The sequence below is a fragment of the Lentzea sp. NPDC005914 genome (assembly GCF_040629405.1).
Classification (GTDB): Bacteria; Actinomycetota; Actinomycetes; order Mycobacteriales; family Pseudonocardiaceae; genus Lentzea.
The window spans coordinates 89,288-114,144 of sequence record NZ_JBEXVQ010000034.1; the positions used below are offsets into that span (position 1 = coordinate 89,288).

The 24,857-nt window shown below is 68.2% G+C and carries 24 protein-coding genes and 2 pseudogenes; 15 read left to right on the forward strand and 11 right to left on the reverse strand.

Annotated features, from left to right (window positions below; genetic code table 11):
* Positions 1-808 precede the first annotated feature (808 nt).
* Positions 809-1,165, reverse strand: coding sequence for an HPF/RaiA family ribosome-associated protein (locus tag ABZ345_RS36515; protein ID WP_359859090.1), 357 nt, complete (start codon positions 1,163-1,165; stop codon positions 809-811).
* A gap of 587 nt (positions 1,166-1,752) precedes the next feature.
* On the opposite strand from ABZ345_RS36515, the pseudogene ABZ345_RS36520 reads away from it, so the two are divergent.
* From ABZ345_RS36520 to ABZ345_RS36535, 4 genes and pseudogenes are all read left to right on the forward strand, one after another.
* Positions 1,753-2,100 (forward strand): annotated as a pseudogene (locus ABZ345_RS36520) (DUF5994 family protein); the annotation flags it as partial.
* Positions 2,097-2,252, forward strand: a complete 156-nt coding sequence (locus tag ABZ345_RS36525) for a DUF6307 family protein (protein ID WP_359859092.1) — start codon at positions 2,097-2,099, stop codon at positions 2,250-2,252. The pseudogene ABZ345_RS36520 and the gene ABZ345_RS36525, both read left to right, overlap by 4 nt.
* A 199-nt stretch (positions 2,253-2,451) precedes the next feature.
* Positions 2,452-3,615, forward strand: coding sequence for an AI-2E family transporter (locus tag ABZ345_RS36530; RefSeq protein ID WP_359859094.1), 1,164 nt, complete (start codon positions 2,452-2,454; stop codon positions 3,613-3,615).
* A 43-nt stretch (positions 3,616-3,658) separates the two neighbouring features.
* Positions 3,659-4,699, forward strand: coding sequence for an acyl-CoA desaturase (locus tag ABZ345_RS36535; protein ID WP_359859096.1), 1,041 nt, complete (start codon positions 3,659-3,661; stop codon positions 4,697-4,699).
* A 174-nt stretch (positions 4,700-4,873) separates the two neighbouring features.
* Here the strand turns inward: ABZ345_RS36535 and ABZ345_RS36540 are convergent.
* From ABZ345_RS36540 to ABZ345_RS36560, 5 genes and pseudogenes are all read right to left on the reverse strand, one after another.
* A pseudogene (locus ABZ345_RS36540) lies at positions 4,874-5,084 on the reverse strand (cold-shock protein).
* Between the two features lie 270 nt (positions 5,085-5,354).
* On the reverse strand, positions 5,355-5,621 hold the full coding sequence (locus tag ABZ345_RS36545) for an integrase core domain-containing protein (protein WP_359859098.1): 267 nt from the start codon (positions 5,619-5,621) through the stop codon (positions 5,355-5,357).
* The gene (locus tag ABZ345_RS36550) at positions 5,618-6,004 is read right to left on the reverse strand and encodes a hypothetical protein (protein ID WP_359859100.1); all 387 of its coding nucleotides are present in this window, start codon (positions 6,002-6,004) and stop codon (positions 5,618-5,620) included. The genes ABZ345_RS36545 and ABZ345_RS36550 overlap by 4 nt, the downstream gene beginning before the upstream one ends.
* A 74-nt stretch (positions 6,005-6,078) precedes the next feature.
* Positions 6,079-7,005 (reverse strand): FAD-dependent oxidoreductase, encoded by a 927-nt coding sequence (locus tag ABZ345_RS36555; RefSeq protein WP_359859102.1) that lies wholly within the window; start codon positions 7,003-7,005, stop codon positions 6,079-6,081.
* Positions 7,002-8,180 carry a pyridoxal-phosphate dependent enzyme gene (locus ABZ345_RS36560; protein ID WP_359859104.1) on the reverse strand — a complete coding sequence of 393 codons (1,179 nt, stop codon included), beginning with the start codon at positions 8,178-8,180 and terminating at the stop codon, positions 7,002-7,004. Before ABZ345_RS36560 ends, ABZ345_RS36555 begins: the two co-directional genes overlap by 4 nt.
* 10 nt (positions 8,181-8,190) lie before the next feature.
* Here ABZ345_RS36560 and ABZ345_RS36565 point away from each other — a divergent pair, with 10 nt between their 5' ends.
* From ABZ345_RS36565 to ABZ345_RS36575, 3 genes are read left to right on the forward strand one after another with little or no spacing between them, the layout of a single operon-like run.
* Positions 8,191-8,571, forward strand: a complete 381-nt coding sequence (locus ABZ345_RS36565) for an ATP-binding protein (protein ID WP_359859106.1) — start codon at positions 8,191-8,193, stop codon at positions 8,569-8,571.
* A 54-nt stretch (positions 8,572-8,625) separates the two neighbouring features.
* Positions 8,626-10,887, forward strand: coding sequence for a catalase (locus ABZ345_RS36570; RefSeq protein WP_359859108.1), 2,262 nt, complete (start codon positions 8,626-8,628; stop codon positions 10,885-10,887).
* Complete coding sequence (locus ABZ345_RS36575; RefSeq protein WP_359859110.1) at positions 10,884-11,399, forward strand: ankyrin repeat domain-containing protein; 516 nt, start codon at positions 10,884-10,886, stop codon at positions 11,397-11,399. Before ABZ345_RS36570 ends, ABZ345_RS36575 begins: the two co-directional genes overlap by 4 nt.
* Here ABZ345_RS36575 and ABZ345_RS36580 read toward each other — a convergent pair.
* Together ABZ345_RS36580 and ABZ345_RS36585 are read right to left on the reverse strand one after the other, a co-directional pair.
* The gene (locus ABZ345_RS36580) at positions 11,303-12,274 is read right to left on the reverse strand and encodes a lysylphosphatidylglycerol synthase transmembrane domain-containing protein (protein ID WP_359859111.1); all 972 of its coding nucleotides are present in this window, start codon (positions 12,272-12,274) and stop codon (positions 11,303-11,305) included. The genes ABZ345_RS36575 and ABZ345_RS36580 overlap by 97 nt on opposite strands.
* A 138-nt stretch (positions 12,275-12,412) precedes the next feature.
* Positions 12,413-15,481: a BTAD domain-containing putative transcriptional regulator gene (locus tag ABZ345_RS36585; protein ID WP_359859113.1), complete on the reverse strand. Its 3,069-nt coding sequence runs from the start codon at positions 15,479-15,481 to the stop codon at positions 12,413-12,415.
* Between the two features lie 105 nt (positions 15,482-15,586).
* On the opposite strand from ABZ345_RS36585, the gene ABZ345_RS36590 reads away from it, so the two are divergent.
* Complete coding sequence (locus tag ABZ345_RS36590) at positions 15,587-16,177, forward strand: hypothetical protein (RefSeq protein ID WP_359859115.1); 591 nt, start codon at positions 15,587-15,589, stop codon at positions 16,175-16,177.
* A 39-nt stretch (positions 16,178-16,216) separates the two neighbouring features.
* Entirely contained in the window at positions 16,217-16,900 is a 684-nt protein-coding gene (locus ABZ345_RS36595) for a hypothetical protein (RefSeq protein ID WP_359859117.1), read from the forward strand.
* A gap of 598 nt (positions 16,901-17,498) precedes the next feature.
* On the opposite strand, the gene ABZ345_RS36600 is transcribed toward ABZ345_RS36595, so the two are convergent.
* Entirely contained in the window at positions 17,499-18,725 is a 1,227-nt protein-coding gene (locus ABZ345_RS36600; RefSeq protein WP_359859119.1) for an amidohydrolase family protein, read from the reverse strand.
* Between the two features lie 110 nt (positions 18,726-18,835).
* Between ABZ345_RS36600 and ABZ345_RS36605 the strand changes: the two genes are divergently transcribed.
* The 5 genes from ABZ345_RS36605 (at position 18,836) to hpxZ (ending at position 22,993) form a co-directional block, all read left to right on the forward strand.
* A complete protein-coding gene (locus ABZ345_RS36605) occupies positions 18,836-19,327 on the forward strand; it encodes a MarR family winged helix-turn-helix transcriptional regulator (RefSeq protein ID WP_359859121.1) in 492 nt (163 codons plus the stop codon).
* Between the two features lie 191 nt (positions 19,328-19,518).
* Positions 19,519-20,217, forward strand: coding sequence for an isochorismatase family cysteine hydrolase (locus ABZ345_RS36610; protein WP_359859123.1), 699 nt, complete (start codon positions 19,519-19,521; stop codon positions 20,215-20,217).
* 26 nt (positions 20,218-20,243) lie between these two features.
* Entirely contained in the window at positions 20,244-20,936 is a 693-nt protein-coding gene (locus ABZ345_RS36615) for an isochorismatase family cysteine hydrolase (RefSeq protein WP_359859124.1), read from the forward strand.
* 21 nt (positions 20,937-20,957) lie between these two features.
* A complete protein-coding gene (locus ABZ345_RS36620) occupies positions 20,958-22,571 on the forward strand; it encodes a regulator (RefSeq protein ID WP_359859126.1) in 1,614 nt (537 codons plus the stop codon).
* Positions 22,568-22,993 carry an oxalurate catabolism protein HpxZ gene (gene hpxZ / locus ABZ345_RS36625; protein ID WP_359859128.1) on the forward strand — a complete coding sequence of 142 codons (426 nt, stop codon included), beginning with the start codon at positions 22,568-22,570 and terminating at the stop codon, positions 22,991-22,993. The genes ABZ345_RS36620 and hpxZ overlap by 4 nt, the downstream gene beginning before the upstream one ends.
* A gap of 76 nt (positions 22,994-23,069) precedes the next feature.
* Here the strand turns inward: hpxZ and ABZ345_RS36630 are convergent, their stop codons facing one another.
* On the reverse strand, positions 23,070-23,270 hold the full coding sequence (locus ABZ345_RS36630; protein WP_359859131.1) for a hypothetical protein: 201 nt from the start codon (positions 23,268-23,270) through the stop codon (positions 23,070-23,072).
* Positions 23,271-23,522: 252 nt separating this feature from the next.
* Positions 23,523-24,008 carry a hypothetical protein gene (locus ABZ345_RS36635; protein WP_359859133.1) on the reverse strand — a complete coding sequence of 162 codons (486 nt, stop codon included), beginning with the start codon at positions 24,006-24,008 and terminating at the stop codon, positions 23,523-23,525.
* Between the two features lie 30 nt (positions 24,009-24,038).
* Between ABZ345_RS36635 and ABZ345_RS36640 the strand changes: the two genes are divergently transcribed.
* Positions 24,039-24,491, forward strand: a complete 453-nt coding sequence (locus tag ABZ345_RS36640) for a hypothetical protein (protein WP_359859135.1) — start codon at positions 24,039-24,041, stop codon at positions 24,489-24,491.
* Positions 24,492-24,857 lie beyond the last annotated feature (366 nt).

Below are 24,857 nucleotides of genomic sequence, written 5' to 3' on the forward strand. Positions count from 1 at the left end.
ACCCCGCCCCAGGTCGCCTTCGCCGAGGCGACGACCGTCCTGGTCACGCGGACCACGCCGTGTCGGCTCGGCTATGTCGTCGCCCGCGGTTCCGACGACCTCGAGCGGGTGAGCGGCACCGACCAGGAAGACCAGGACGCCTTTACAAGCCGGGAGCTGGTCTTGAGGCCGACTCGAGTGTCACCAGGGTCGCTTGGCCGGAGTGACAAGCGCAGGGACATCGATGGCCGGGTCGGTTGTCACCGGTCGCCAGCAACCGGTGAAGTGCCTGTCGGACATCGCATCCGGTCTCAGTGGCAATCTCGGACCGCGTTGCACGGTCAGCGCTGCAGTGGTGCAGAGCAGATCCGAGATCATCTCGGCGCTCCCGCCAACACCGAAGATCGCCGCAATACTGCCACGGAGACACGTGCGTGGGACGCATTCCAGCTGGCCGCGCGGCCAAACACGCGAGAGTCCATAAAGGATCAGTTGGTGTGTGTCATGTCCCGCACGTTCCAGGTATCCGTGGCCGCGATCATCGGCTGGCAGCCCTCCGATTGGTGATGACGACGACACGAACCTGTTGGCATGCCCGCCTCCTACTTACTGTCCATTATGGAGCATCGGTGGGCGGCACCTAGCGGGCGAAGCCGAACAGCCGAGCACGACCGGATCGCGAGCAGGGATCGAATCGAGTTCGCCCACCAAAGCTGTCGTGTTGCGGAGGGTGCCTCGCCCAGGCCCGCTCGCCTCACGGGCACTCGATGGCACATCCGGATCACGCGCTCCGGGTGCCGGGCGTTGCCGGACCGACCGGCGCGCGCCGCTAGCCGAGTTCGGGCGGCGTCGGGACGGACCGCAGCGCGCGGTTGCTGCGCGGCTCGGTGCGGGTCTTGGTCTCGTCGACCTGACGGATCAGTTCGTCGCGGACCTCGTTGAGCGCCGCGGGAAGCTCTCGCTGGGACGAGGTGGCGACGAGGTGCAGGCGATGGCCGTGGTTGATCCAGCACTGCAGCATGACGCGCTGCTCGACGCCCTTGCGGTCCTTGAGGCTGATCTCCAGTTCGATCTCGTCGTCGCGGTAAGACCGCAGACGGGAACCGAGCGCGGCCAGCCGATCCACGACCCAGTCGCGTTCGGACGACTGGAAGCCGGCGGCAAGATGCAATCGCTGTGCGATCACTGAAGCATCTTCGGGAGTTGCGTTCATGCGTTGTCGCTGACGGTGCTCACTGAAATCTCTCCTCATGACCAAGACGAACCAACTGCCCGACGAGCGAGCAGAAGCTGGTCTCAGCCGTAGACCCGAAACGTCGAAATAAATCTGTTTCACACTCTATATCACCCGCGTGCACCATCACCTGAAATTCACGTGAGAATCCGGCGACGGCAACCCCCTCTCGCCGAATGACACGGCGCCGTCCCGCATCCGACGCGATATAGGGCATCTAGCAGGGCAAACGGACCGATCGGCGGGCGTCGCCCCTGAAACTTCGCAAGTGCCCCACAAAACAACGTGAGACATTTCAAGCGATCACAAGCGGAACAGTGTAGGGTTGATTTTGCCGAGAACATCTCGCACCTGGGCAGTCAAGCTCCAGGTCGTACTCGGCGAAACCTGAACCGGCCGTTCTCTCCGGCCGAGACCGGAGTCCGGCATGACGCCGGTCCCTCACTAGTCCATCGCCCCATCGGTCGGCCAACGCCGGCGAGCAGCCCCGGTATCCGCTGCGGCTGCGGTTGCGGCCGTAAGCGCCTGCCACCGGGTACGTCGACGGCGCCTGGTGGCCACGTTCCCACGACCTCGCCACCGAACTGCTCGCCCTGCTCGCAGTGCTGACCGTTCGGTTGGGTGAGATCCCCGGAGTGAACTACCACCTGAGCGACTGGGACGCCACGCCCCGCAAGCATCGCCGCCGACGGCATCCGGGTCCGCTCGACGGATTCTGGACCAGGCCCGCCCACCGTCGACGTGATCGCGGCGGACCGGCACCGTCTCACACTGCTGCTCGTCCCTCCGTACACCAGGCGATGACGCGCGCCGCACACCGTCGAGGACCTGCGCTCCCTGAGTCCTCCAGTCCCGAATACCACAGCCGAAAAAGTGAGAAGAGATGACAGCATCGACCTTCGTGTCCCCGTACGAGTGCAGGGTCAAGCTGGTTCAGGACGCTCTGACCGAGCACTCCGGGCTCAAAGCCACCTCCGCGCGGGTTCTCGCCGTGCACGTGCTGGGCGCGCCGGACCACATCCCCGAGCGAGTGCGTTGATCGAGCGTCGTGGGCCGGCACGGCCTGACCGCGATGAGCACCCTCGTGCACGGCGGGCCTCACCCTTCGAACGCCCAGCGGCCCAGCCCGGGTTAGTGACCGGCGTGGCGGGGAACTCCGAACAGAGGCAGGCGACAGCCTGCCAACTCATCGATGATCCCAGGCCCCGGCGTCGGAGATCGACACTGGAGGTGCGGACGTGGTGAGCACCGGCCGCGGTGACGTGCCGCCTCAACGGAGCCCGATTCCCGCTGTGCTGCGGGTCAGTGCAGCGTTGAGCTGGCGCTTTCTCGTCGTGGTCGCGGCGCTCTACGTCGTCGGCGTCATCTTCAGCAGGCTGGCGGCACTCGCCGTGCCGCTCGCGATCGCGCTGCTGCTGGCCGCCTTGCTCGCACCGGCCGTCGGTTTCCTGATGGCGCACCGGGTCCCCAGAGGTCTCGCCACCGCTCTCGTGCTGGTCGGCGGACTGCTCCTGCTCGGCGGGATGCTCACCTTCGTCGTGATGACCTTCGTCAACGGCCTGCCAGACCTGGCGGCACAACTGGCCCGCAGCATCGACACGATCTCCGGCTGGCTCGTCAACGGACCGCTGCAGCTGAGCGAAACGCAGCTGCGCGACTTCGCCGACCGGATCGTAAAAACCTTGCAGGACAACCAGTCCGGCATAACCACGGGCGCCATCACCACCGCCGCGACAGTCGGCGAAACCCTCGCCGAAATGCTGCTGGTGCTGTTCACGCTCGCGTTCCTCCTCTACGACGGCCCCCGAATCTGGCAGTTCCTCATCCGTGTCGTTCCCGACGGACCGCGCAGGCGGGTCGACGTCGCGGGCAGGCGCAGCCTCGCCGCACTGGTCAGCTACGTCCGCGCGACCGGAGCCGTCGCCGTGGTGGACGCGATCGGCATCGGCATCGGACTGGCCGTGCTGCGCGTACCCCTGGCGGTTCCACTCGCCGCGCTGGTGTTCATCTGCGCGTTCGTCCCCATCTTCGGCGCGGTGGTAGCCGGTGCCGTCGCCGTCCTCATCGCACTCGTCGCCAACGGTCCCCTGACCGCGGCGATCGTCCTGATCATCGTGATCGCGGTGAACCAGCTGGAAAGCCACATCCTGCAACCGTTCCTGCTCGGACGCGCGGTCAAACTGCACCCACTCGCGGTGGTGCTGGCCATCGCGGCCGGACTGCTCGTCGCAGGCATCGCCGGCGCACTGCTCGCCGTTCCCCTGCTGGCGGCGCTCAACTCGGCGATCCGCTCCCTGCGCAGCGAAGCAGACGAACACGTCCTGCCCGCCGACGTGCACACCAGTCAACCCGAAGAATCCGGCCCGGACGAACCCGGCCTGGACACCGAAGCCCAGAAGTGAAACCCACCACGGCTCCACACAGCCATCTACCCGGAGCAGGTACATGACCTCAACGCACGACGCCCTCACGAACACAGATGACCGAGCTCGCGGCAGCGACTTCGCCCGCCTCACCAAGGAACTCAAGGCCGCCGGCCTGCTGGATCGGCGACGCGGCTACTACCTGCTGCGGATGACGGTCAACGCGCTGTTGCTCGGCGCGATCGCCGTGATGTTCGCGATCCTGGGCGACTCCTGGTGGCAACTGGTCACGGCAGCCGTCCTGGCCGTGGCCTCAACGCAACTGGCGTTCATCGGGCACGACGCCGGGCATCGGCAGATCTTCCGCAGCCACCGGCACAACAACGTCGTGGGGCACCTGCACGGCAGCCTCACCGGCATCAGCTACCAGTGGTGGGTGGCCAAGCACAACCGCCACCACGCCAACCCCAACCACGAGGACCACGACCCGGACATCGAGATCCACGCCCTCGCGTTCAGCCGCGCCCAGGCCACCCAGAAACGCGGCCTGTACAGCTGGATCACCAAACACCAGGCGTTCCTGTTCTTCCCGCTCCTGCTCGCGGAAGCCGCCGTGCTGCGCGTCTCCGGTCTCATCGCGTTGTGCCGCAACGAACTGCGCAACCCGTGGCGCGAAGCCGCGCTCCAGATCCTGCCGATGATCGCTTACCTGGCGGCGGTGTTCCTCGTGCTGTCACCGGCGAAGGCGGTCGTGTTCGTCGCGGTGCACCAAGGCCTCATGGGTGTCTACCTGGGCTGCTCCTTCGCCCCCAACCACAAGGGAATGCCAATCATCACCGAGGGCCAGCGTCTCGATCACCTCCACAAGCAGGTGCTCACCTCCCGCAACGTCACCGGCGGCCGGTGGGTCGACGCCCTGCTCGGCGGCCTCAACCACCAGATCGAACACCACCTCTACCCGCACATGCCCCGCCCCAACCTGCGGCACGCGCAACCCGTCGTCGAGAACTTCTGCATCCGGCACGGCATCCCCTACAGCAAAACCACGCTGCGCAGCTCCTACGCCCAGGTACTGCGCCACCTGCACGACGCCGGCTCACCCCTCCGCCACCCGGCACAGTGAGGCTTGCCCCCAACTGCTGAACCAGACCAGCGGAGACAGATGCTGAGGCAGTTCGCCATGCCGATCAGGAGCCGGCGTGGATCACCGGCCACGCGAACAAGAACCCACAAGCAGTGCCCGCCGGTTGACTCAACCGGCAGGCACTGATGTTCGTCCGCGCATGCCGCTGGTCGATCAGCGGCTGACCAGGGACCAGGCGGGAACGACGTTGTCTGCCTGCGGGCCCTTCTGGCCCTGCGTGATCTCGAAGGAGACCCTCTGGCCCCTCCTGGAGCTCACGGAAGCCCTGAGCCGCGATGTTCGAGTGACGCACGAACACGTCGGCGCCACCGCCGTCTTGCTCGATGAAGCCGAAGCCCTTTTCAGCGTTGAACCACTGGAGCAAACGCGTGACCCTATTTCGCAGCGTTCACGGACCTGCTCCCGTTTTGCTCCAGTTGGAGATGCAATCGTCCACAGTGGACGGAAGACGGAGATCGCCTACCGAACCTATTCCACCTCACGGTTACGAGACGGTGCCAGGATCTCTCGATCTTGGATGCAGACGCAAAGGCGATCTTGGGAATCTGGTGGGACGGCTTCGGCAGCGTTGCCTTGTGGGGTGCCAAAACATGGCTCAACGTGCCTGACCTGCGGATCACGCTGCTGCAGGTTCCTACTCGTTGATCAAGCCGCCAAGCACTCGCCGACGACGTACGGATCTACAGCCTGGCTCTCTGGTCGGGTGATCAGGTCGTGGCGCAGTGTGGTGCAGCGCTCGGTGCGGTCGCCGGTGGTTGTAGTGGGAGACGTAGCGGTTCAGCACTGACTTCAGGTGCCGCTCGCTGATGATCAGCAGCCGATCCGTGAGCTCGCGTCTAATGGTGCCGACAAACCGTTCCGCGTAGCAGTTAGCCCGCGGACATTGCGGTGGGATCTTCACAACGTCGATGGCGGCGTCCGCGAGAACGGAATCGAACGACGTCGTGAACTGGCCGGCCCTGTCACGAACCAGGAAACGAAACTCGGATAGACCCCCGCAGATCCGGTGTCGACGTAGATGTGCTCGCCGATCAACCGCGCGTGTTCGTCGTAGGCCCAGATGCCGGCGCTCACCAACGAAAACCGGTAGAACGTATTCAGTCCTCCGACCGGAAACCCTTGCGCTGCCAGGGTGTTCCCGGGGACCACCTGCATCGAACGGGTCCCGAAGGCCAGTCCCCAGTCCGCGGCCGCGATCTTCTCCTCGATCGGGACCGAGACCGCCATGCCCGCCTCGCCCAGACCTCGGTAGAACCCGGTGACCTCGTCGGTGACGTCGTACACCGTGGTCCGGGCGCCGATGGTGATGCGGTACACCGTGACGGTGTGGAGTTCTCCAGCCGGTACGCGTCGTCGCGTCACTCGTGCACGCCTACTTCGCACGGGATTTCCACGGCCAGCGCCGCCAGGCGGGCACCGATAACCGGCGCGAGGATCACGCCGCTGTGCGCCACCGCGTGCAGGTAGCCCCGGATCCCGGGCACCGCACCGATCGACGGCAGTCCTCCGCGCGGCACGACCCGCGACCCGATCCGCACGTCGCTGATCTCCGCCGCAGCCAAGGCCGGCACCACCTTCTCCGCGAGCCGCAGCAACTCCGGTGCCCCGTCCGCGAGGTGCGCGTCGCCGTGAGGGCCCCGCAGCAGCAACCGGTCAGCGTCGACCGGCCGGACCGTGATGTCGTCGGTGTGCACGATGTGTCGCAAGGGATGTGCCGGGAAGTCCAGCTCCACCAGCATGCCCTGGCTGGCCACCAGTTCGAGTTCGTGCCTGGCCATCGCGGCGATCTCCGGGGCGCCGTTGCCGGCCGTGTTGACCACGACGTCCGCGGCCACCTCGGTACCGTCGTCCAGTTCGACGGCACCGGGACGCAGCCCGATGACCCGGTGATTCAGCAGGGGAACGCCTGAAGCCATCGATCGGGCGAACAGCGGTGCGTCGACCCAGCCCTCCTCGGGCAGCAGCAGGGCGTCCTGATCGGACCAGCTCACGGCGTACCCGAGCCGGGCGGCCTGTTCCCGGTCGGCCGCGGACCCGGTCAGCAGCGTGCCGCACGGGTGGTACCAGGCGCCGGCCAGTTCGGCGTGTGCGCGCATGCCCTGGTGGTTGAGCCGGAAGTACCAGTCCGGCCGCTTTCCCCAGGCGCTGAGCCGCGAAAAGCTGCACGCCGTCGTGCCCTCGCCGACGCCCCGTTCGTCGATCAGCACGACCTCCGCCCGTCCGGCCAGGTGGTGTGCCGTGGCAGCGCCGAGCACGCCGGCGCCGATGATCACGACCCGCCTCACCGCGGCACCAGCTCCCCGTAACGGCACACCGTGCGTGGTGCGGTCCACAGAGGACGATCAGCACCGGTCAGGTTCACGAGAAGCGGGTCGCCGGGCGCGATGAGGCCGTCACGCAGCATCCCGGCCGCACCGGCGAGCGCCGCCGCACTGGCCGCGCACACGGACAGCCCCTCGTCGTCCAGCAAGGCTCGGCGCACGGCCCGGATCTCGTCCTCGGTCACAGCGACGACCCGGCCGCCGCTGTCCTGACACAGCTGGGCCACGTACGGGTAGCTGGCGCTCGGGTCGCCGCGCAGGATGGCCTCCGCGATGCCGCACGGCTCGGACACGACGTCCTCCTGCACGATCTCGGTACGACCGCCGGCCCAAGCGGACACCATCGGCGCGCACGTGCTCTGTTGTACCGCGACGAAGGACGGCACGCGCGGCAACAAGCCGAGCCGGCGGAACTCGTGCGCACCCTTGTGGCCACCGACAAGCCCCATGCCGCTGCTCACCGCCTGGAAGACGAACCGCGGCGCCACCGGCATCTGCTCGAACGCCTCGAGGTACGCGAGCTTCAGCCCGTCGCGGCGAGCCGGGTTGAAGAACCCGCCCTCGGCGGCCACCCCGTTGTCCCGCGCGAATTCGAGCGCCGCCCGCTCGGCAGCGCCGAACCCGCCGGGCACGACCCACGTGCGCACCCGCGGGTGGTCGGGGTAGCTGAGCCGGGACAGAAACGCCTCCCCCACGAAGATGTGGACCGTCACGCGGTCGATCATCTGGGCCGCGAGCGCGTACGCGGTGGAGCTGTTGCCGGTCGACGAGATCACGGTCTCGGTGATGCCGAGCTCGACCATCCTGGCCAGCCCCACAGTGGCGATCCGGTCCTTGGTGCTGCGGGACGGGTTCGCGCCCTCCACCTTGAGGAAGAGCGCGTCCGTACCGAGCCTGCGGCCGAGCGCCTCCGCATGCACACAGGGCGTGTCACCCTCACCGAGCCATGCGGCGTTCCCGGGCTCCTGCAACGGAAGCAGGTCACCATAGCGGTGCAGCGAACTCACGCCGCCTCGCAGGACAACCCGGTCGAGGTCGTACATCGCGTCGATCCCGCCCGCGCAGTCACGACAGCGCAGGCGGGTGAGATCCGACTCGGCGCGGCCGCATCTCAGGCAGGACCACAGGAAGCGCGTCATACCCGCCAACATGACCCAAAGGCACGTGGACTTTCGGCTTGTCTCAGCACGCCAAGGGAAATCGCTGCGTGGTGAGACGCGGACCTCATCACGGCACAGCATCCACATCGGCTGCCACACCGGACCCGGCGGCCACGTCACGATCACCAGCCGCACCCGCGACGGCAGCACGGTCGAACTAGAGGTGACCAACACCGGTCCCGTTGTGCCACAGGACGAAATCCCCGCGCTCTTCGAGCCGTTCCGTCGCCTGCACACCAACCATCCGCCCGTCACGCCCCCAACTGCCGCAACGCACCTGACCCGAGGGCCTCGGATAGTCCCGACCTCACGGAGGAGGATCGGCATGCAGGGGGCTCACTGGTTCGTCCTCGAGGTTCGGGACGCATAGATGACGAAAACGCGGGTATTGCCTGACTGACGTCGTCGCTCCGAGGAGGATGCAGTGGCCAACCGCAAGCCCGGCAAGCTCGTGAAAGCGGCACTCGAGAAGGCGGTCGACAAGGTCACCGAGATGGTGAACCCGCCTATGCCGGGTGCCCCGAACAGCGAGTCGCCGTCGCTCGAGGAGCCGACCGAGCCGCGCGGCCCGTTGCCTCCCAAGCCCGACCAGACCGGCCCCGAGACGGTGTCGCCCACGGGCGCGCCGACCGGTGCGCCGCAGACCACCAACGCCCAGCAGGGCGAGTTCCTCACCACCTCGGCCGGAGCCCGGCTGTACGACACCGACCACTCGCTGAAGGCCGGTGAGCGCGGCCCGACGTTGCTGCAGGACCACCACCTGCGCGAGAAGATCATGCACTTCGACCACGAGCGCATCCCGGAGCGCGTGGTGCACGCGCGCGGCTACGGCGCTCACGGCGTGTTCGTCGGCTACGGCACGGCGGCGAACGTCTGCAAGGCCGCTTTCCTCGGCGACGGCGTCGAGACGCCGGTGTTCGTGCGGTTCTCGACCGTGCTGGGCTCGCGCGGCTCGGCCGACACCGTGCGCGACACCCGCGGGTTCGCGACGAAGTTCTACACGCAGGAAGGCAACTTCGACCTCGTCGGCAACAACATCCCCGTCTTCTTCATCCAGGACGGCATCAAGTTCCCGGACATCATCCACGCCGGCAAGCCGCACCCGGACCGGGAGATCCCGCAGGCGCAGAGCGCGCATGACACGTTCTGGGACTTCGTCTCCACGCACACCGAAGCCACCCACCACGTCATGTGGAACATGTCCGACCGCGGCATCCCGCGCTCCTACCGGACGATGGAGGGCTTCGGCGTCCACACCTTCCGGCTGGTCAACGCGGACGGCGAGACCGCGCTCGCGAAGTTCCACTGGAAGCCCAAGCTCGGCGTGCACTCCCTGGTGTGGGAGGAGGCGCAGATGATCAACGGCATCGACCCGGACTTCCACCGCCGCGACCTCGCCGACTCCATCGAGTCCGGCGCCTACCCGCAGTGGGAGCTCGGCCTGCAGGTCTTCCCCGACGTGCCGCGGCAGACGTTCGAGGGCATCGACCTGCTCGACCCGACGAAGATCGTGCCGGAGGAGCTCGCGCCGGTGCAGCCGGTCGGGATGCTGACGCTGAACCGCAACACCACGAACTTCTTCGCCGAGACCGAGCAGGTGGCGTTCCACCTCGGCAACCTGGTGCCCGGCATCGACGTCACCGACGACCCGCTCTTCCAGGCCCGGCTGTTCTCCTACCTGGACACCCAGCTGACCAGGCTCGCCGGCCCGAACTTCAACCAGATCCCGATCAACCGCCCGCACCTGCCGGTCAACGACATGTTCCGCGACGGGTACCACCAGCACGCGGTGCACGCGGGCGTCGCGCCGTACCGGCCGAACACGCTGGACGGCGGCAACCCGTTCGAGGCGAAGGCGCAGGACCGGCCGTTCGTCGAGGTGGCGCAGCCGGTGGCGAAGTCGGTGAAGGTGCGGCAGTCGCCCGCGTCGTTCGCCGACCACTACACGCAACCGCGGCTGTTCTGGCTGAGCCTCTCGCCGGTCGAGAAGGAACACCTGGTGCGCGCGTTCACCTTCGAACTCGGCAAGTGCTACGAGCAGGCCATCAAGGAACGACAGCTGCGGGTTCTCGCCAACGTTGACCCGGTGCTGTGCGCGGAGGTCGCCCGCGGCCTCGGCCTGCCCGCGCCCACCTCGACCGTGCGCCCGAAGAAGGTCATGCCCAGCCCGGCGCTGTCCCAGGTCGGACAGACCTGGCCGACCAACGGCCGACTGATCGGCATCGTGGTGGACCCGGCCTCGCTGGACGGTGTGCGGACCGTGCGGGAGGCCATCCTCGCCGGTGGCATGGTGCCGTTGCTGATCGCCCCGACCGGTGGCCCGATCGGCGACTCCGGTCTCGTCGCCCAGCGCACGTTCCTGACAGCGCGCTCGATCGAGTTCGACGCCCTGCTGCTGGCGGGCTCCCCACCGCCCGGCCCGGACGCGACGCCGGCGAGGGACGCGAAGGCGGGCGCGCCGGGCGACGCGGTCGACCCGCGCGTTCTGCTGATGGTCGAGGAGTGCTACCGCCACGCGAAGGCGATCGGCGCGTGGGGCGACGGCCGGCTGGCGGTGGAGACCGCCGGTGTCGCCGCCGCTGCGGGGATCGTGACCGGGGACGACGCGACGAAGGTGTTCACCGAGCTCATGACCCTGCTCGGCGCCCACCGGGTGTGGGACCGCTTCCCGGCGACGATCGCATGACCAGCGCGCTCACCGAGGAGGAACTGACGTTCCTGCGCTGGATGTTCGACCTGGCCCGCGCCGGTGATGGTGAGCGGCTCGCCGAGGCGGTCGACGCGGGCGTCCCGGTGAACCTCACGAACAGCGCGGGCGACACGGTGCTGATCCTCGCGGCCTACCACGACCACCCGGACACCGTCGCCGCGTTGCTGGAGCGCGGCGCGGACACCGGGCGGGTCAACGACCGCGGGCAGACGGCGCTCGGGGCGGCGGTGTTCCGCCGTTCCGAGCGGTCCGTGCGGATGCTGCTGGCCGCGGGTGCGGATCCTGCGCTCGGGGCTCGGTCGGCGTTGGACGTGGCGCGGTTCTTCGACCTGCCGGAAATGCTGGCGCTGCTGGAGGCGTCGGTTGCTCCGTCTCTGGAAACACGTGCGCCTCAACCGACCGGCGCATGCCGAGCGGACCGAACGCGCAGCAGGGCGAGGGCGAACAGCCCCGCCGGGATGATCAGCCAGCAGGAGAACAGCCGGTAGCCGAGGACGACGGCCGCGGCGGGCGCCTCATGCGCGCCCGCCGCGATCAGTCCGGCGAGCAGGCTCGCCTCGATCACGCCCATCCCACCGGGCGTCAGTGGCACCTGGCGCACCAGTTGGACGACCACGTATGCCGAGCCCACCTCGAAGAAGGTCAGCGGCAGGTGGAACGCCTGCGCGACAGCGGCCAGGCAGCACAGGTCGGCCAGCCAGTTGACCATCGCGAAGACGAGAGCGCCGCGCCGGTAGCGCGTCGGCAAGGTCACCATCGCCGTCACCGCGTGCCGCGCGCTCGCCCGCCAGCCGCTCGACGTCCAGTCGTCCTCGGATCCGGGGACGCCGTGTGAGTCAGGCCCCCGCCGACCGATCGCCTCCCAGACCGCGAACAGCAGCAGGACGACCAGCATCGTCACCGCGACCACCGAAGCGACCGGGTGCGTCTGCCAGGTGTCCTGCGGGTGCTCCGCCAGCAGGACGAGGAATCCGAACAGGCACAGCAATGCCAGCCCCGCCGTCGACAACACCCCGGACAGCAGGAGCACGGTCGCCGCGACCTCGGTGCTCGCCCCCGCCTTGCGGAACGCCTTGAAGGCGAACCCGGCCGAGACCGCCGACCCCGCCGGCATGCTGATGGCGATGGCCGAACGCCCGTACGTCACAGCGATCGACCGCCAGATCATCAGCGACACGCCGAAACCCCGCAGGAGCCACCACTGCTGGCGGGCGAACATCCTCATCGAGACCAGTTCGGCCACCAGCGCCACCACCAGCCAGCCGACGTCGGCCGTCCGGACGACCGGCACCAGGTCGGACATCTTCGGCAGCGACCGGTACACCAGTGCGCCCGCCGCAACGAGTGCCACCGCGGTGAGCATTGGTCTCCACCAACGTCTCATCCACTCTCCCGACACTTACTAGACGCGATCGTTCCGTTTCGGTGACGGTAAACCCACCGCCTCACCGGCACAACAACCAGGGGTCCCGTGTCGCCTGCGTCGCCGGCCACACCACGCTCAGCGGTCCAGGAGGTGCGGCGTGTTCCGCGGGTCGGCGTCCAGCACGGCCAGGTCTCGGCCGACGTCCGCCGCTTCCTGGTCGCTGCCTATCACGGCGAACATGGCCACCGCCTCGCGCCAGCAGTCCTGGGCGTTGGTGAGATCACCGGCGGCACGGTGCAGCGCGCCCAGGGCCCGCAGGGCGAGCGCCGTACCGTACGGCTGCTGCAGTTCCCGCCACAGCGCCAGCGACCGGGTCAAGAACTCGGCGGCATCCGCGAGGTCCCCCTCGGCTTGGCTCAGCTCGCCCAGCGCGCGCAGCGCCACCGCCGATCCGTGCACGTCGCCGATCCGCTGGTGCAGCTCCGACGCGCGCTCCAGCGTCTCTCTGGCCCGCGGGTCCCGGCACGTGGTGTGGAGCTGACCGAGATCGAGCAGGGCGTCCGCGATACCGCGGTGCCCGCCGAGCCGCTCCTGACACTCCAGAGCACGGCTGAAGAAGTCCAGAGCCCGTTCCCACTCCCCCCGTTCGCGGTGCAGCACACCGAGGCCGCGCAAGGCGAACGCCTCGACATCGGGCAGGCCGGCGCGTCCGGCCAGCACCAGCGCGTGGGTGAAGCAGCGACGCGCGTCGGCGATGCGCCTGCGTTCCCAGTGCAGCACGCCCAGCGAACGCCAGGCGGCTGCCTCGGCGGTCTCGTTGCCCGCGGACTGCGCCAGCCGGGCGGCGCGGGTCAGCACCTGTCCGGAGCGAGTGTGATCGCCGTGCATGCGGTGCACGGCACCGGCAAGCACCAGCGAGTCCACCTCGCCGTGCACCTCGCCCAGCTCGCGGAAGCGCAGACGGGCACCCTCGATGAGGTCGAGCACGTCGCCGAGCTCCAGCTCCGGGGTGCGGGTGGCCCAGCAGGCGCGGCCGTAGAGCATCACCGCCTCACCGCGCCGGTTTCCGGCGCGCTCGCAGGCGGCGAGCGCGAGGGTGTGCGTCTCCGTCAGATCGACGATGTGGTCACGCTGTTCGAACAGGTCCCGGACGGCGGCGGTCAGCTCCCACGCCACTTCGTCCAGCCCGAGCGCGCACGCTTGACGGATCATGGCGAGGAGCGCGCTGTGCTCGGCTGAGAGCCAGCCGAACGCCTCGCCGGGCAGCTCCGCCGGGTCCACGTCAGCCAGTCGGTGACGGGGTGTCTCACCCCGGATCGGAGCGAGCAGCCGGTACGGCAACGTGGCGGCGGCCTGCTCGGTCAGATCGAGCCAGCAGCCCATCACCCGGCCAAGGGCCGCACTCCGGTCGGCCGCGGCGTCCTCGTCCTCGCCGCGGACTCTGGCGAAGAGACGGACCAGGTCGTGCAACCGGTAGCGCAGCCGGCCGGTCGGGTCGACGCCGGCGGTCTCCACCAGATGCGCGTCGACGAGGATCTCCACCAGGTCTTCCGCGCGCCGAACACCGGTGTCCAGCAGCGCGGCGGCCGTCCAGGCAGCGAAGTCGTCCGTCTCCAGCAGTGCCAGCAGCCGCAGCGCGCGGCGGGCGTCCGCGTCGAGCAACCGGTAGCTGATCGCGAACGAGGCGGCGACCGCCAGATCACCGGTGGCGAGTTCGTCCAGGCGGCGGCGCGCGTCGGAGAGCCGAGCCGCGAGCAGGGCGGGCTGCCAGTGCGGGCGAGCTGCCAGCCGAACACCGGCGATGCGGATGGCCAGCGGGAGATGTCCGCAGAGCCGGACGATCGCGGCGGTGTCCTCCGGCTGTGCGTCCACCCGGTCGGCACCGCACAGCGCGCGCAGCAGCCGGGTCGCCTCCACCGTCGAGAAGCAGTTGAGCGCCACCACCACCGCACCATCCACTTCGGACAGTCGCTGTCGGCTGGTGACCAGAACGGCACAGGACGCGGACGGCGGGAGCAGTGGCCGCACCTGCGCCGCGTCCCTCGCGTCGTCGAGCAGGATCAGCACTCGCCGCTCGTCGAGGAGGCTGCGATAGAGGTCCATCCGCTCATCCAGGTTGTCCGGTACCGCGCCGCCCTCGACGCCCAGCCTGCGCAGGAACCGGCCGAGGACATCCGCCGGGCCGGTGGGCGTCGCCTGCGCACCGCGCAGACTGGCGTAGAGCTGCCCGTCAGGAAACATCTCCCGCAGAACGCGTCCTGCCCGCACCGCGAGGGTGGTCTTGCCGATGCCGCCCTGCCCGGTGATCACGGCCAGCCGGACGGCCCGGCCGCCGTCGGTCAGCGCCGCGGTCACTTCGGCCAACTGCTGTTCCCGGCCGACGAAATCACCGACGTCAGCAGGCAGCAGGGCAGGCCGCGGAACAGCGGCCGCCGGACGGGGCGCACCGACCACGTCCTGGTCGTGACGTAGCACGGCCAGGTGCAGGCGGTTGAGCTCCGGCCCGGGGTCGACACCCAGCGCGGTGGCGAGCCGCACTCGGAACCGTTCGTAGATCTCCAGGGCCTCGGTCTGCCGGCCCGCCCGGTAGACCGCGAGCATGAGCTGTCCCACGAACCGCTCGTGGTAGGGATGTTCGGCGGCCAGCGCGGTGAGCTCACCGATGAGCTCGCGATGCCTGCCCTGTGCCAGCTCGGCGTCGACGAGCAGCTCGGCCGCGGACAGCCGCAGCTCGACCAGGTCACCGCCGACCCGGTCACGCAGTCGATCGGGTGCGTCACCGGCGAGCACCGGGCCGCTCCACAGTGCCAGTGCCTCGCGCAACAGAGCAGCGGCGGCGGCCCGGTCGATGTGCCGCTGCGCCCGCACGACCAGCTCACGGAACCGGTGCGCGTCGACCAACGCCGGGTCGACCTCGACGAGGTACCCGTCAGGACCGTTGCACAGCCGGAGGACCTCCGGCCCGACACCGCTACGGCACAGGTGGCCGCGCAGCCGTGCGACGTGGGTGTGCAGGGCGGCCCGCCCGGTGGCCGGCGGCCGGCCGTCCCACAACAAGTCCAGCAGCCGCTCCACCTGTACCGGCTGGCCCGGCTGGATCAGCAGTACGCCGAGGAGACACCGTTCCCGGCGGCGGCCGAACTCGACCGGGTCACCGTCGACCAGAACGCTCAGCGGTCCGAGCACGCGGAGGTCCAGCTCCATCGAGGTCGCCCCCTCCCCCACGGCGGCAAGGCGGATGGCAAGGCACCCGGCAAGGCGCCGGACGCAGTCTAACCAGGCAAAGAACGGGAACAGAGGGGAAATCGAATGATCGGCAACAAGGATGCGCTGCGCCGGATCGCGACAGCCGCCGTCGGCGTGATGGCAGCCGGACTCGCGCTCGCCGCGCCGGCCCAGGCGTACACCGACGACGTCGTGGGCAACTACGACGACAGCCCGTGGTTCGTGTATCAGAAGAACTGGTCCTCACCGCTCAACAGCACGCTGACCGCGTGGGTCAGCGTCAACGGAGCCCGGCACCGCATCACCATGCGCGCCGGGAGCGGCAACGGCAACGAGAACGACTGCACGACGAACCAGGGCTGGCTGCCGGACGGGAACTACAGCAACAACAACGACGGCAGCGGCGACCGCGACCACTTCACGCACTACTACAAGGACTGGGGCAACTCGGTGGTCACCGGGTGGGTGTGGGACCTCGGCGACAAGCCCTGTTACAACGGCAGCAAGTACCGCACCGCGCTGTTCATCCACTCCCAGGGCACGGGTGGATGGTCCGACTCCAACTACGGTTCCGCCGGGTGCGTCAAGATCAATCAGACCGACCGGTCGCACCTGCACACCATGTTCGCCGCCTCGTACGGCCAAAGCAAAGGCTTCCTGACCGTCCAGTCCTGACCAGCCCGCGGCACAGCTGATCTCTCCGGGAGCATCGACATGGCTCTGCCCCGTACCCGCACTCTGCTCGCCGCCGGCGTGGTGGCGATGGCGGCCGTCGCGGTGACCTCGTACCTCGTCACAACGCCTGGCCGCGGTGACGGGCCGTCGGCGCTCGCCGGGACCGCACTGCACCACGAATCGTTGATCGCGGAATGCATGCGAGGCCGCGGTTTCGACTACTCGGTCGCCGTGCCGCGCGATGTGGCCATCGAGGAGGCCCGTCGCGCGGCCGTGCGGCAGCACCGCGATCCGAAGTCCGCGGTGGCCCAGGCGCAGGCGTCCACGCCACCCGATCCCAACCAGTCCCGCGTCGGCGCATTGCGGCCGGAGCAGCAGCAGGCGTGGGGCGACGCCCTCTACGGCGACGACACCTGGGAGGGCTGCTACTACACCACCTACGCGCAGGCGTGGGGCGAGAGCTTGGACCGGCAGGCTCAGCAGGGCGACACCTCGGCAGCGAAGGTGCGCGCCGACCCCGCCGTCCAGGCGGCCGAGCGGACGTACCTCAGCTGCATGTCCGCCAGAGGCTACGGGGTCAGCGGGATCGACGACGTGTACCGGCTGATCGGCGAGGCCGACGAGAAGCGGGGAAAGGCGGCGAACGCCGCGCACACCGCGTGCTTCGCTCCATACCAACAGGCCTTCGACGCCGCCTACCTGCGGCTGGCCCATCGCAACTGAACGTCTGTCCATGACCGCGTCCCACGGCGACGAATGCCCGCAGGCACAGGAGCTGCGGCACGCGATCATGGGCTACCTGCCTGCTGGACGAAGAACCACCGCACCGGGACCGAGCTCGAAGGCCCCAAGGCGCTCCACCGCCGCCACCCCTGCTACCACCCGATCTCCACGCTTGGCGAGACCGGCCAGAAGTGGTGGACCGACCAGGCCTGACAAGCCGCGACGGGGCCGTTCCGGGCATCTCCCGAAGACGGCCCCATCGGCATGCATGCCTTGTCAGCGCTCATAGATTCTCATCGGGTTCCGACGTCACATGTCCCGGCTTCGCCCACGTACGTCCAAAATGGACAGCAGATGGTTTCCACATCCCCCGGTAGTACATGGCTTTGCGCGGTGCACCTTCCATCTTGCGTGTGCACTCGACGTGACGCAGCCGACTGCGGAACACATACGGCCGCTTGGTTGGTCGCCCTGTGCGATCAGCCTTTCGAGCCGTGGCGAGACCACCAGCGGCCTTCCCATGGCGGATCACCTGGGCCTGCGTCGGAGAGCGCTCCCACGCTCTCCTCGTGCTCGAGCGAAGTGGGTAGCGAGCGGGTCAAGCTGCCAGCCGGGTGCCGCGGCGCCACACGGCACGGGTGTTGAGGGTGTCGGAGATCGTGATGGTGGGGTCGCCGTCGACGAGGAGGAGGTCTGCACGCAGACCTTCAGCGATACGGCCACGGTCGTTGAGGCCGAAGCGGCGGGCGGTGGTAGCGGTGGCCGCGCGCAGAGCCTGAGAAGGCGTCAGGCCGGCCTGGGTCAGGTACTGCAGTTCGTGGTGAACGCTGGCGCCGTGGGCGAGTCCGCCGAGGAAGGGCAGGGGAAGGGACGCGTCGGTGCCGACCAGCAGGTCCACTCCGGCATCACTGAGGGCTTTGACGCTGGCGAGGACGTCCTTGATGTTGCCCTGGGGGTAATGGCCGAAGCTGGAGCGCAGCGCCGTGTCGCACTCGGCGTCCAGGCGGGAGGCGACGCGCGGGTCGCCGGCGAGGTCACTGCCGGTGATGCCCATCATGGAGGCGTTCAGGACGACGCAGGGAGCGACGAACACCCCCGCGTATTTGATCAGGTCGATGATTTCGTCGGTGTGGGGCTGGTCCATGAACAGGTGCACCAGACCGTCGATACCCGCCTCGATGGCCATGCGGGTGGCGTCCACGGTCAGTGCGTGGGCGACGGTCAGCATGCCGTACTTCTTGGCCTCGGCCACCCCGGCGTTCAAGGTGGCCTGGTCGAGCATGGGCAGCCCGGGGCGCCCTTCGACACTGCCGTCGTCGACCATGAACTTGATGTAGTCCGAGCCGCGTTCGATCAGCTGCGGGATGAACGCGACGGCTTCTTCCGGCGTCGTGGAGAACGGCATGAGCGGAGCCGGCCCGATCGGCTCCACGCCCGCGGGTGGGCCGGGACGGAAGCCGTCGGGAAACAGCTCACTGGGGTGCCCGCCGGGCGGGGTGATGGCGAACCCGGATGAGCGCACGTCGGCAACGGTGTCGTCCTCGCTGATGTCCGCCCGGTTGTTCCGCGTGTTGGTGCCCTGCATCTCCAGCTCAGTCGTCACACCGAACCGCAGCGCCAGCGCCAGCGCGTCTTTACCGGTGTGGACGTGGGCGTCGATGAGGCCAGGCAGCAACGTGGCGCCACTGCCGTCGACGATTTGGGCGGTTTCTGGGACTGCGCCGCCGACGCGAACGATCTGTTCGCCGTCGACGAGCACGGTCGTCGCTCCCAGGGTCTTCTCTCCGTCGAAGACCTGGGCACCGGTGATGGCGGTCAGGGGCATGGCTCATTCCGATCCTCGTGTAGGGCTCCTGCACTAATGCATAGCCCAAGCTATCAGTATGTGTCATGCTATGGATATGTCGGTCGATCGGTACTCCGTAGGATGGCGGTATGAGCGGCTCGTCAACGTCCCCAGGAACCAACAAAGGCCTCCTCGATCAGGTCGGACCTGCGTTCTCGAGGCTGCGACGCCGCACCTCAGGCGGTCGCCGAGATCTGACTCGCAACCTCATCCTGAACGTGATCGCGGACGCCCCTGGCGAGATAACGGTGGGCGAGATCGCCAACGAGATGGGCGTCACCCAGCCCGTCGTCAGCCGCGCCATCGCCACCTGCATCGCTGATGGTCTGTTGCGGCGAGCCGCATCCCAGGCAGATGGCCGACGCACTGTCCTCGAACTCACGAACGACGGCGAAACCGAGCGCCTCCGCTTCGCCTCCGAGCAGCGCGAAGCCTTTGAAAACATCACTGCCGCATGGGAACCGTCCGAACGCGTCCAGTTCGCCGAGTTCCTCATCCGTTACAGCCAGGACGCGAAGGCGTGGTCAGCCAGGCAGATCCGCCGCGGTGGGGATGACGCGGGCGCCCGCTCTCAAGACTGAACGTCTTCAACCCCATGGTGCTCAACAGGTGTACTGGGCCTGCCCGTCGACATCGTCGCCGCGGGTAAGGCGTGCGCGTGGCCACGGTGTCCGAGGCCGAGGTCGACGAGTTGTTCGAGCCGTGTGACTGGTAACTGAGACGTAACTCACTACCGTCCCCCTGGAAATCACACGGTCGACAATCGACAACCATGACCGCGCGGATAGGACCGGTTCAGGCAGATCCCTACCCCTGGCCCTACGACACGGTGGTGCCGGTCGACAGGGTTGCTCTGTTGTGCATCGACTGGCAGACCGACTTCTGCGGACCTGGTGGCTATGTCGAGCGGATGGGCTACGACCTCGAACTCACCAGAGCGGGCCTGCCCGGCACGCAGAAGCTCCTCGCCCACGCCCGCGACGTCGGCATGCTGGTGATTCACACCCGGGAAGGTCACCTGCCGGAACTGACCGACCTGCCGCCCAACAAGCGTTGGCGTTCGGCCCGGATCGGCGCGGAGATCGGCAGTGCGGGGCCGGCTGGGCGCATCCTGGTACGCGGCGAACCGGGCTGGGAGATCGTCGACGAGGTCTCGCCGGCGCCCGGCGAGGTCGTGATCGACAAGCCGGGCAAGGGCGCGTTCTACGCCACCAACCTGGATTTGGTGTTGCGCGCCAACGCGATCAGCCACCTGATCCTGACCGGCATCACGACCGACGTGTGTGTGCACACCACGATGCGCGAGGCCAACGACCGCGGTCTGGAATGCCTGATCCTGTCCGACTGCACCGGCGCGACCGATCCAGGCAACCACGCGGCCGCGCTGAAGATGGTGACCATGCAGGGCGGCGTGTTCGGGGCCGTGGCCACTTCCGATGCCGTGATCGGGGCGACCACAACCGACGACTGATCGAAAACGAAAGGGCCCGACAGCCGATGACCACTCCCCTCGCGGTCGACGCCGACCCCACGTCGTTTCTGTTCGAGCCAACAACAACCGCGCTCCTGGTGATCGACATGCAGCGGGACTTCGTCGAACCGGGCGGGTTCGGCGAAACGCTCGGCAACGACGTGAGCCAGTTGCGCGGGGTCATCGCTCCACTCCAGCGAACCCTCGCCGCCACGCGTGCCGCCGGCGTAACGGTGATCCACACCCGCGAGGGCCATCTGCCGGACCTGTCCGACTGCCCGCCGGCCAAACTCGAGCGCGGTCGCCCGTCGATGCGCATCGGCGATCTCGGTCCAGGAGGCCGCATCCTCATCCGCGGTGAACACGGCCACGGCATCATCGACGAACTCGCGCCCGTCGACGGCGAACTGGTGATCGACAAGCCGGGCAAGGGCGCGTTCTACAGCACCGAACTCGGCACGATGCTGTCCGCGGCAGGCATCACCTCTCTGGTGGTGACCGGCGTGACGACCGAGGTCTGCGTGCACACCACCGTCCGCGAGGCCAACGACCGCGGCTACGAATGCCTGGTGCTGTCGGACTGCGTCGGGTCGTACTTCCCCGAGTTCCAGGACGCCGGTCTGGCCATGATCTCCGCGCAGGGCGGCATCTTCGGCTGGGTCGCTCCGTCGTCCGCCTACATCGCCGCGATTTCCGTTCTTGCCACCCCGGCCCGTTGAGACCCGCGGAAGGAACCGGTCATGTCCATCCTCGCGCGCGCCCGCAGTCGCTCCGATTCTGATGTCAAACTGCCGTTGTGGGTCAGCGGTGACCTCAACGCGTTCTTCGGTCTTGGCTTCAACGTTCTGGTGAACGTACTGGTGCTCACCGGGTTGTGCCTGGGCGTCGCGAAGATCTCGTCGGGCGACGTGTACGGGGTGATCCTGCCGGCCCTGGGCATCCAACTGCTGATCGGCAACGTCTACTACGCCTGGCTCGGCAGACGCCTGGCCTACAAGGAGAACCGCACCGACGTCACCGCCATGCCCTACGGGCCCAGCGTGCCACACATGTTCATCGTGACGTTCGTGATCATGCTGCCGGTGTACCTGCGCACGAACGATCCGATCAAGGCGTGGCAGGCGGGCCTCGCGTGGTCGTTCATCATCGGACTGATCGTGCTGGCCGGTGCGTTCGTCGGCCCCTACATCCGGAAGTTCACCCCGCAGGCGGCGATGCTGGGCACGCTCGCCGGAATCTCCATCGCATTCATCTCGATGCGTCCGGCTGGCCAGATGTGGGCGGCCGCGTGGATCGCGCTGCCGGTGTTCGCGTTGCTGCTCATCGGTTTCTTCGCCGGTGTGAAGCTGCCGTTCGGCATCCCGATCGGCTTGGCCGCGCTGGTGGTGGGCACCGTCATCGGCTGGATCGGCGGCTACATGCACCCCGCGGACGTGTCGGCGGCCGCCAGGGACATCGTGATCGGCCTGCCGTCGTTCCAGTTCGACCTGTTGTGGCGCGGTCTGTCCGAGATAGGCCCGCTGCTGGCCACCGCGATCCCGTTGGGCATCTACAACTTCACCGAGGGCATGACCAATGTGGAGAGTGCCGCTGCCGCAGGCGACAACTTCAACCTGCGCAGCGTGCTGCTGGCCGACGGCATCGGCGCGATCGTCGGTTCGGCGCTCGGCTCGCCGTTCCCACCCGCTGTCTACATCGGACATCCAGGGTGGAAGGAGGTCGGCGGCCGCACGGCGTACTCGATGCTGACCGGCGTTGTCATCGCGCTCTTGTGCTTCGGCGGCCTGTTCGGTCTGCTCAGTGCGCTACTGCCGGTGCCGGCGATCGTGCCGATCCTGCTGTACATCGGCCTGCTGATCGGCGCGCAGGCATTCCGTGTCGTGCCGCGGCCGCACGCGGTGGCGGTGGTCATGGCCATCATCCCCAACGTCGCGGCATGGGCGACCGGCCAGATGGACAACGTGCTGTCGGCGGCAGGCACCAGCGCGGCCGAGGTCGGTGAACCCGCCCTGGAGAGCGCGGGCGTGGTCTACCAGGGCCTGCACCTGCTCGGCGACGGCGCAATCCTGGCCGGACTGGTACTCGGCGCGATCACCGCGTTCCTCATCGACAAGCAGTTCTGGTGGGCCGCCGGATACGCGGCGGCCGGCGCGGTGCTGTCGTTCGTCGGGTTGATCCACGCCCAGCAGATCGGCTGGAACGCGGGTGGCGGTCAGGTCGCGCTGGGCTACCTGTTCTTCGCCGTCGTCTGTGCGGCGTTCGCATTGTTCCACCGCGATTCGACGTCCGACGCCGAGCCGCACCCAGCCGCCACGGACATGATCGACGCGAAGCCCGCGGCATCCGCCTCATGAACACCACCAACCGGGTCGTCGGCAACGGGACCACCGGCCCCGTTGTCGACGACCCAGCCGTGCTCGCCGAGGTGTCAGCGGCTTTCGCACGCTACGAAGCCGCACTGTTGGCCGGCGACCACGCCGTGCTGAACGAGTCGTTCTGGGCCAGCCCGACCACCGTCCGGTTCGGCATCGCCGACCACCAGCAGGGTATCGACGAACTGCGCGCGTGGCGCGCCACCCAGGGACCACTCGACGGCCGGGACACCCAGAACACCCGGATCACCACCTTCGGCACCAACACCGCCGTGGTGACCACCCTGTTTCGCTACCCTGGCCGGCCAGTCGTGGGCCGGCAGAGCCAAACGTGGGTACGGATGGCCGCCGGCTGGCGAATCGTCAGTGCACACGTCTCGGAGATCAGCACCGAGATCGACTAGTGGTCGCGCCCCTTAGTTCGTCGGGGTTATACCGCCAGTGGTGGGGGTGCGTGGTGGTCGTGATGGCTGGGTCCGGTCAGTAGCCGGTTGAGGTCGTCGCGGGTGAGGTCCAGTCGAAGGGCTGGGCGGTGCGGTTGTGGCGGTCCTGAAAGGACAGAAGTCGTTCGGTCACGCTCTCAAGATCGCCGAAGTCGTCCGGGGTGAGTGCTTTGCGTTGCACGACGGAGAAGTAGATCTCTACCTGGTTGAGCCAGGAGGCGTGTACTGGCAGGTGCACCGTGTGGGCGTTGGGCCAGGCCTTGGTATGCGGTCCGCGGCGGCCCCGTTCTTGTGGGAGGCGCCTTGGTCCACGACCCAGAACACTCGCCGGGCCGAGGCGTAGGGCTCGGTGATCATGACCCGTTCGACGAGTCGGGCGAACGGGACGATGCCGGTGGGAACCGGTGGGAGCTCAAGCCACTCCCACGGGAGCCCGTACCGGAGCGCGTCATCCACTCCGAGGACCGTATCCCCGAAACCACACGCGCAACTAGACGCCGCGGAAGTGCAGGTCCGTCACATTGCTGACAACCAGTTGCAGGCCGGCACCTTCGTGCTCCTCCAGAAGGAGGAGAGCCCGCTGCTCGAGGACCTCCTCCGCCTGTCTGAGGTACTCCTCCACATAGGACTCGTAGATTTCACGTGTCCGGAGATCACGAAAGTAGCCTGGACGAACCTCGTGCTGATGGTCGAGCAGGCCTGGCAACCGCTCGTTCTGGGACCAGTCGTAGGCCTCCGCGCATGCAAGCAGCCGCACACGTTCTGCACCCAGCCACGAACCGACCGAGACCTGTGCACTCGGCATCGACTCGATCTCCGCAGGCTCAGACGAGACTTCGATGGCCAAGTGATCGGGACCAGGATTCACGACCACGTTGCCGTGGACGTCCCTGACCTGCAGCACCATTCCGAACGCGCGGTTCACCACGTTCTGCGCACGGTCTTGACCCGGTTCGCCAGTCTGCGCCCTTGCCATCAGCGAATCTTAGAGCCTGTTGGCGAATGGTTGCGCGAGGTCGGCGCCTCCATCGACGCGGCGGAATGGGTGCTGCTCGGCGAGCTGGCCAGGGGCGCGAACCAGCTCAAGGGCAAGGACCGGCCGATGGTACTGCCCGCGGACAAGCTGCCAACCGAGCTGCGCTACCCGAATCAGCGCTTCGGCGTGGAACTGGCGTGGGACGAGCGCGGTCAGCCGCACGTGTCGCCGCAGGCGGTCCCGGTGTTCCCCCAGGTCACCTCGCCAGCGCAGGTGCCGGACGCCGACGGGCGGATGCCCCGGCGGCGGTTGGACTTCGAGTCCGACCGCCGGCACGCCCGCAGGCACAACGAGATCTACCGGCGCGGCGACCGGCCGTGGCTGCGCACGGTCGCGGTGACCGGAACGCTGCTGGCGGTCGGTGGCGCACTGTTCATCCTCAGTGGACAGTGGTGGGGTCCCGCTCGTATGGTCCGCAGGTGAAGGAGTCCCACGAATCGTCGAGGGACTGGAACACGATGACCCAGGGCAGGTCCTCGATTGGGGAGCCTTCCTCCGGCTCGCTGATGATCACACCACCCGTGTTGGGTCCTCCTCGGTCCGTGCCGTGTCGGGGCAATGTCTACCGCCCCCGCTCAGACCCCCGTCGCCGCCCCTCGGTGTTCACCGGCCCGTTCTCCCGCCGTGGCCGGGGCGTCCGGCTGAATACGTCCGACTGACACATTTCGGCCGCAAGGCCTACCAGCGCTCCGGCGCGCTGAGCTCGGTCGAGGCCCAGATCACCAAGCCGGATCAGCTCACCAGCGCGACGAGCTTCGACACCAGCTCCGATGGCAGGGGGCGTGCGGC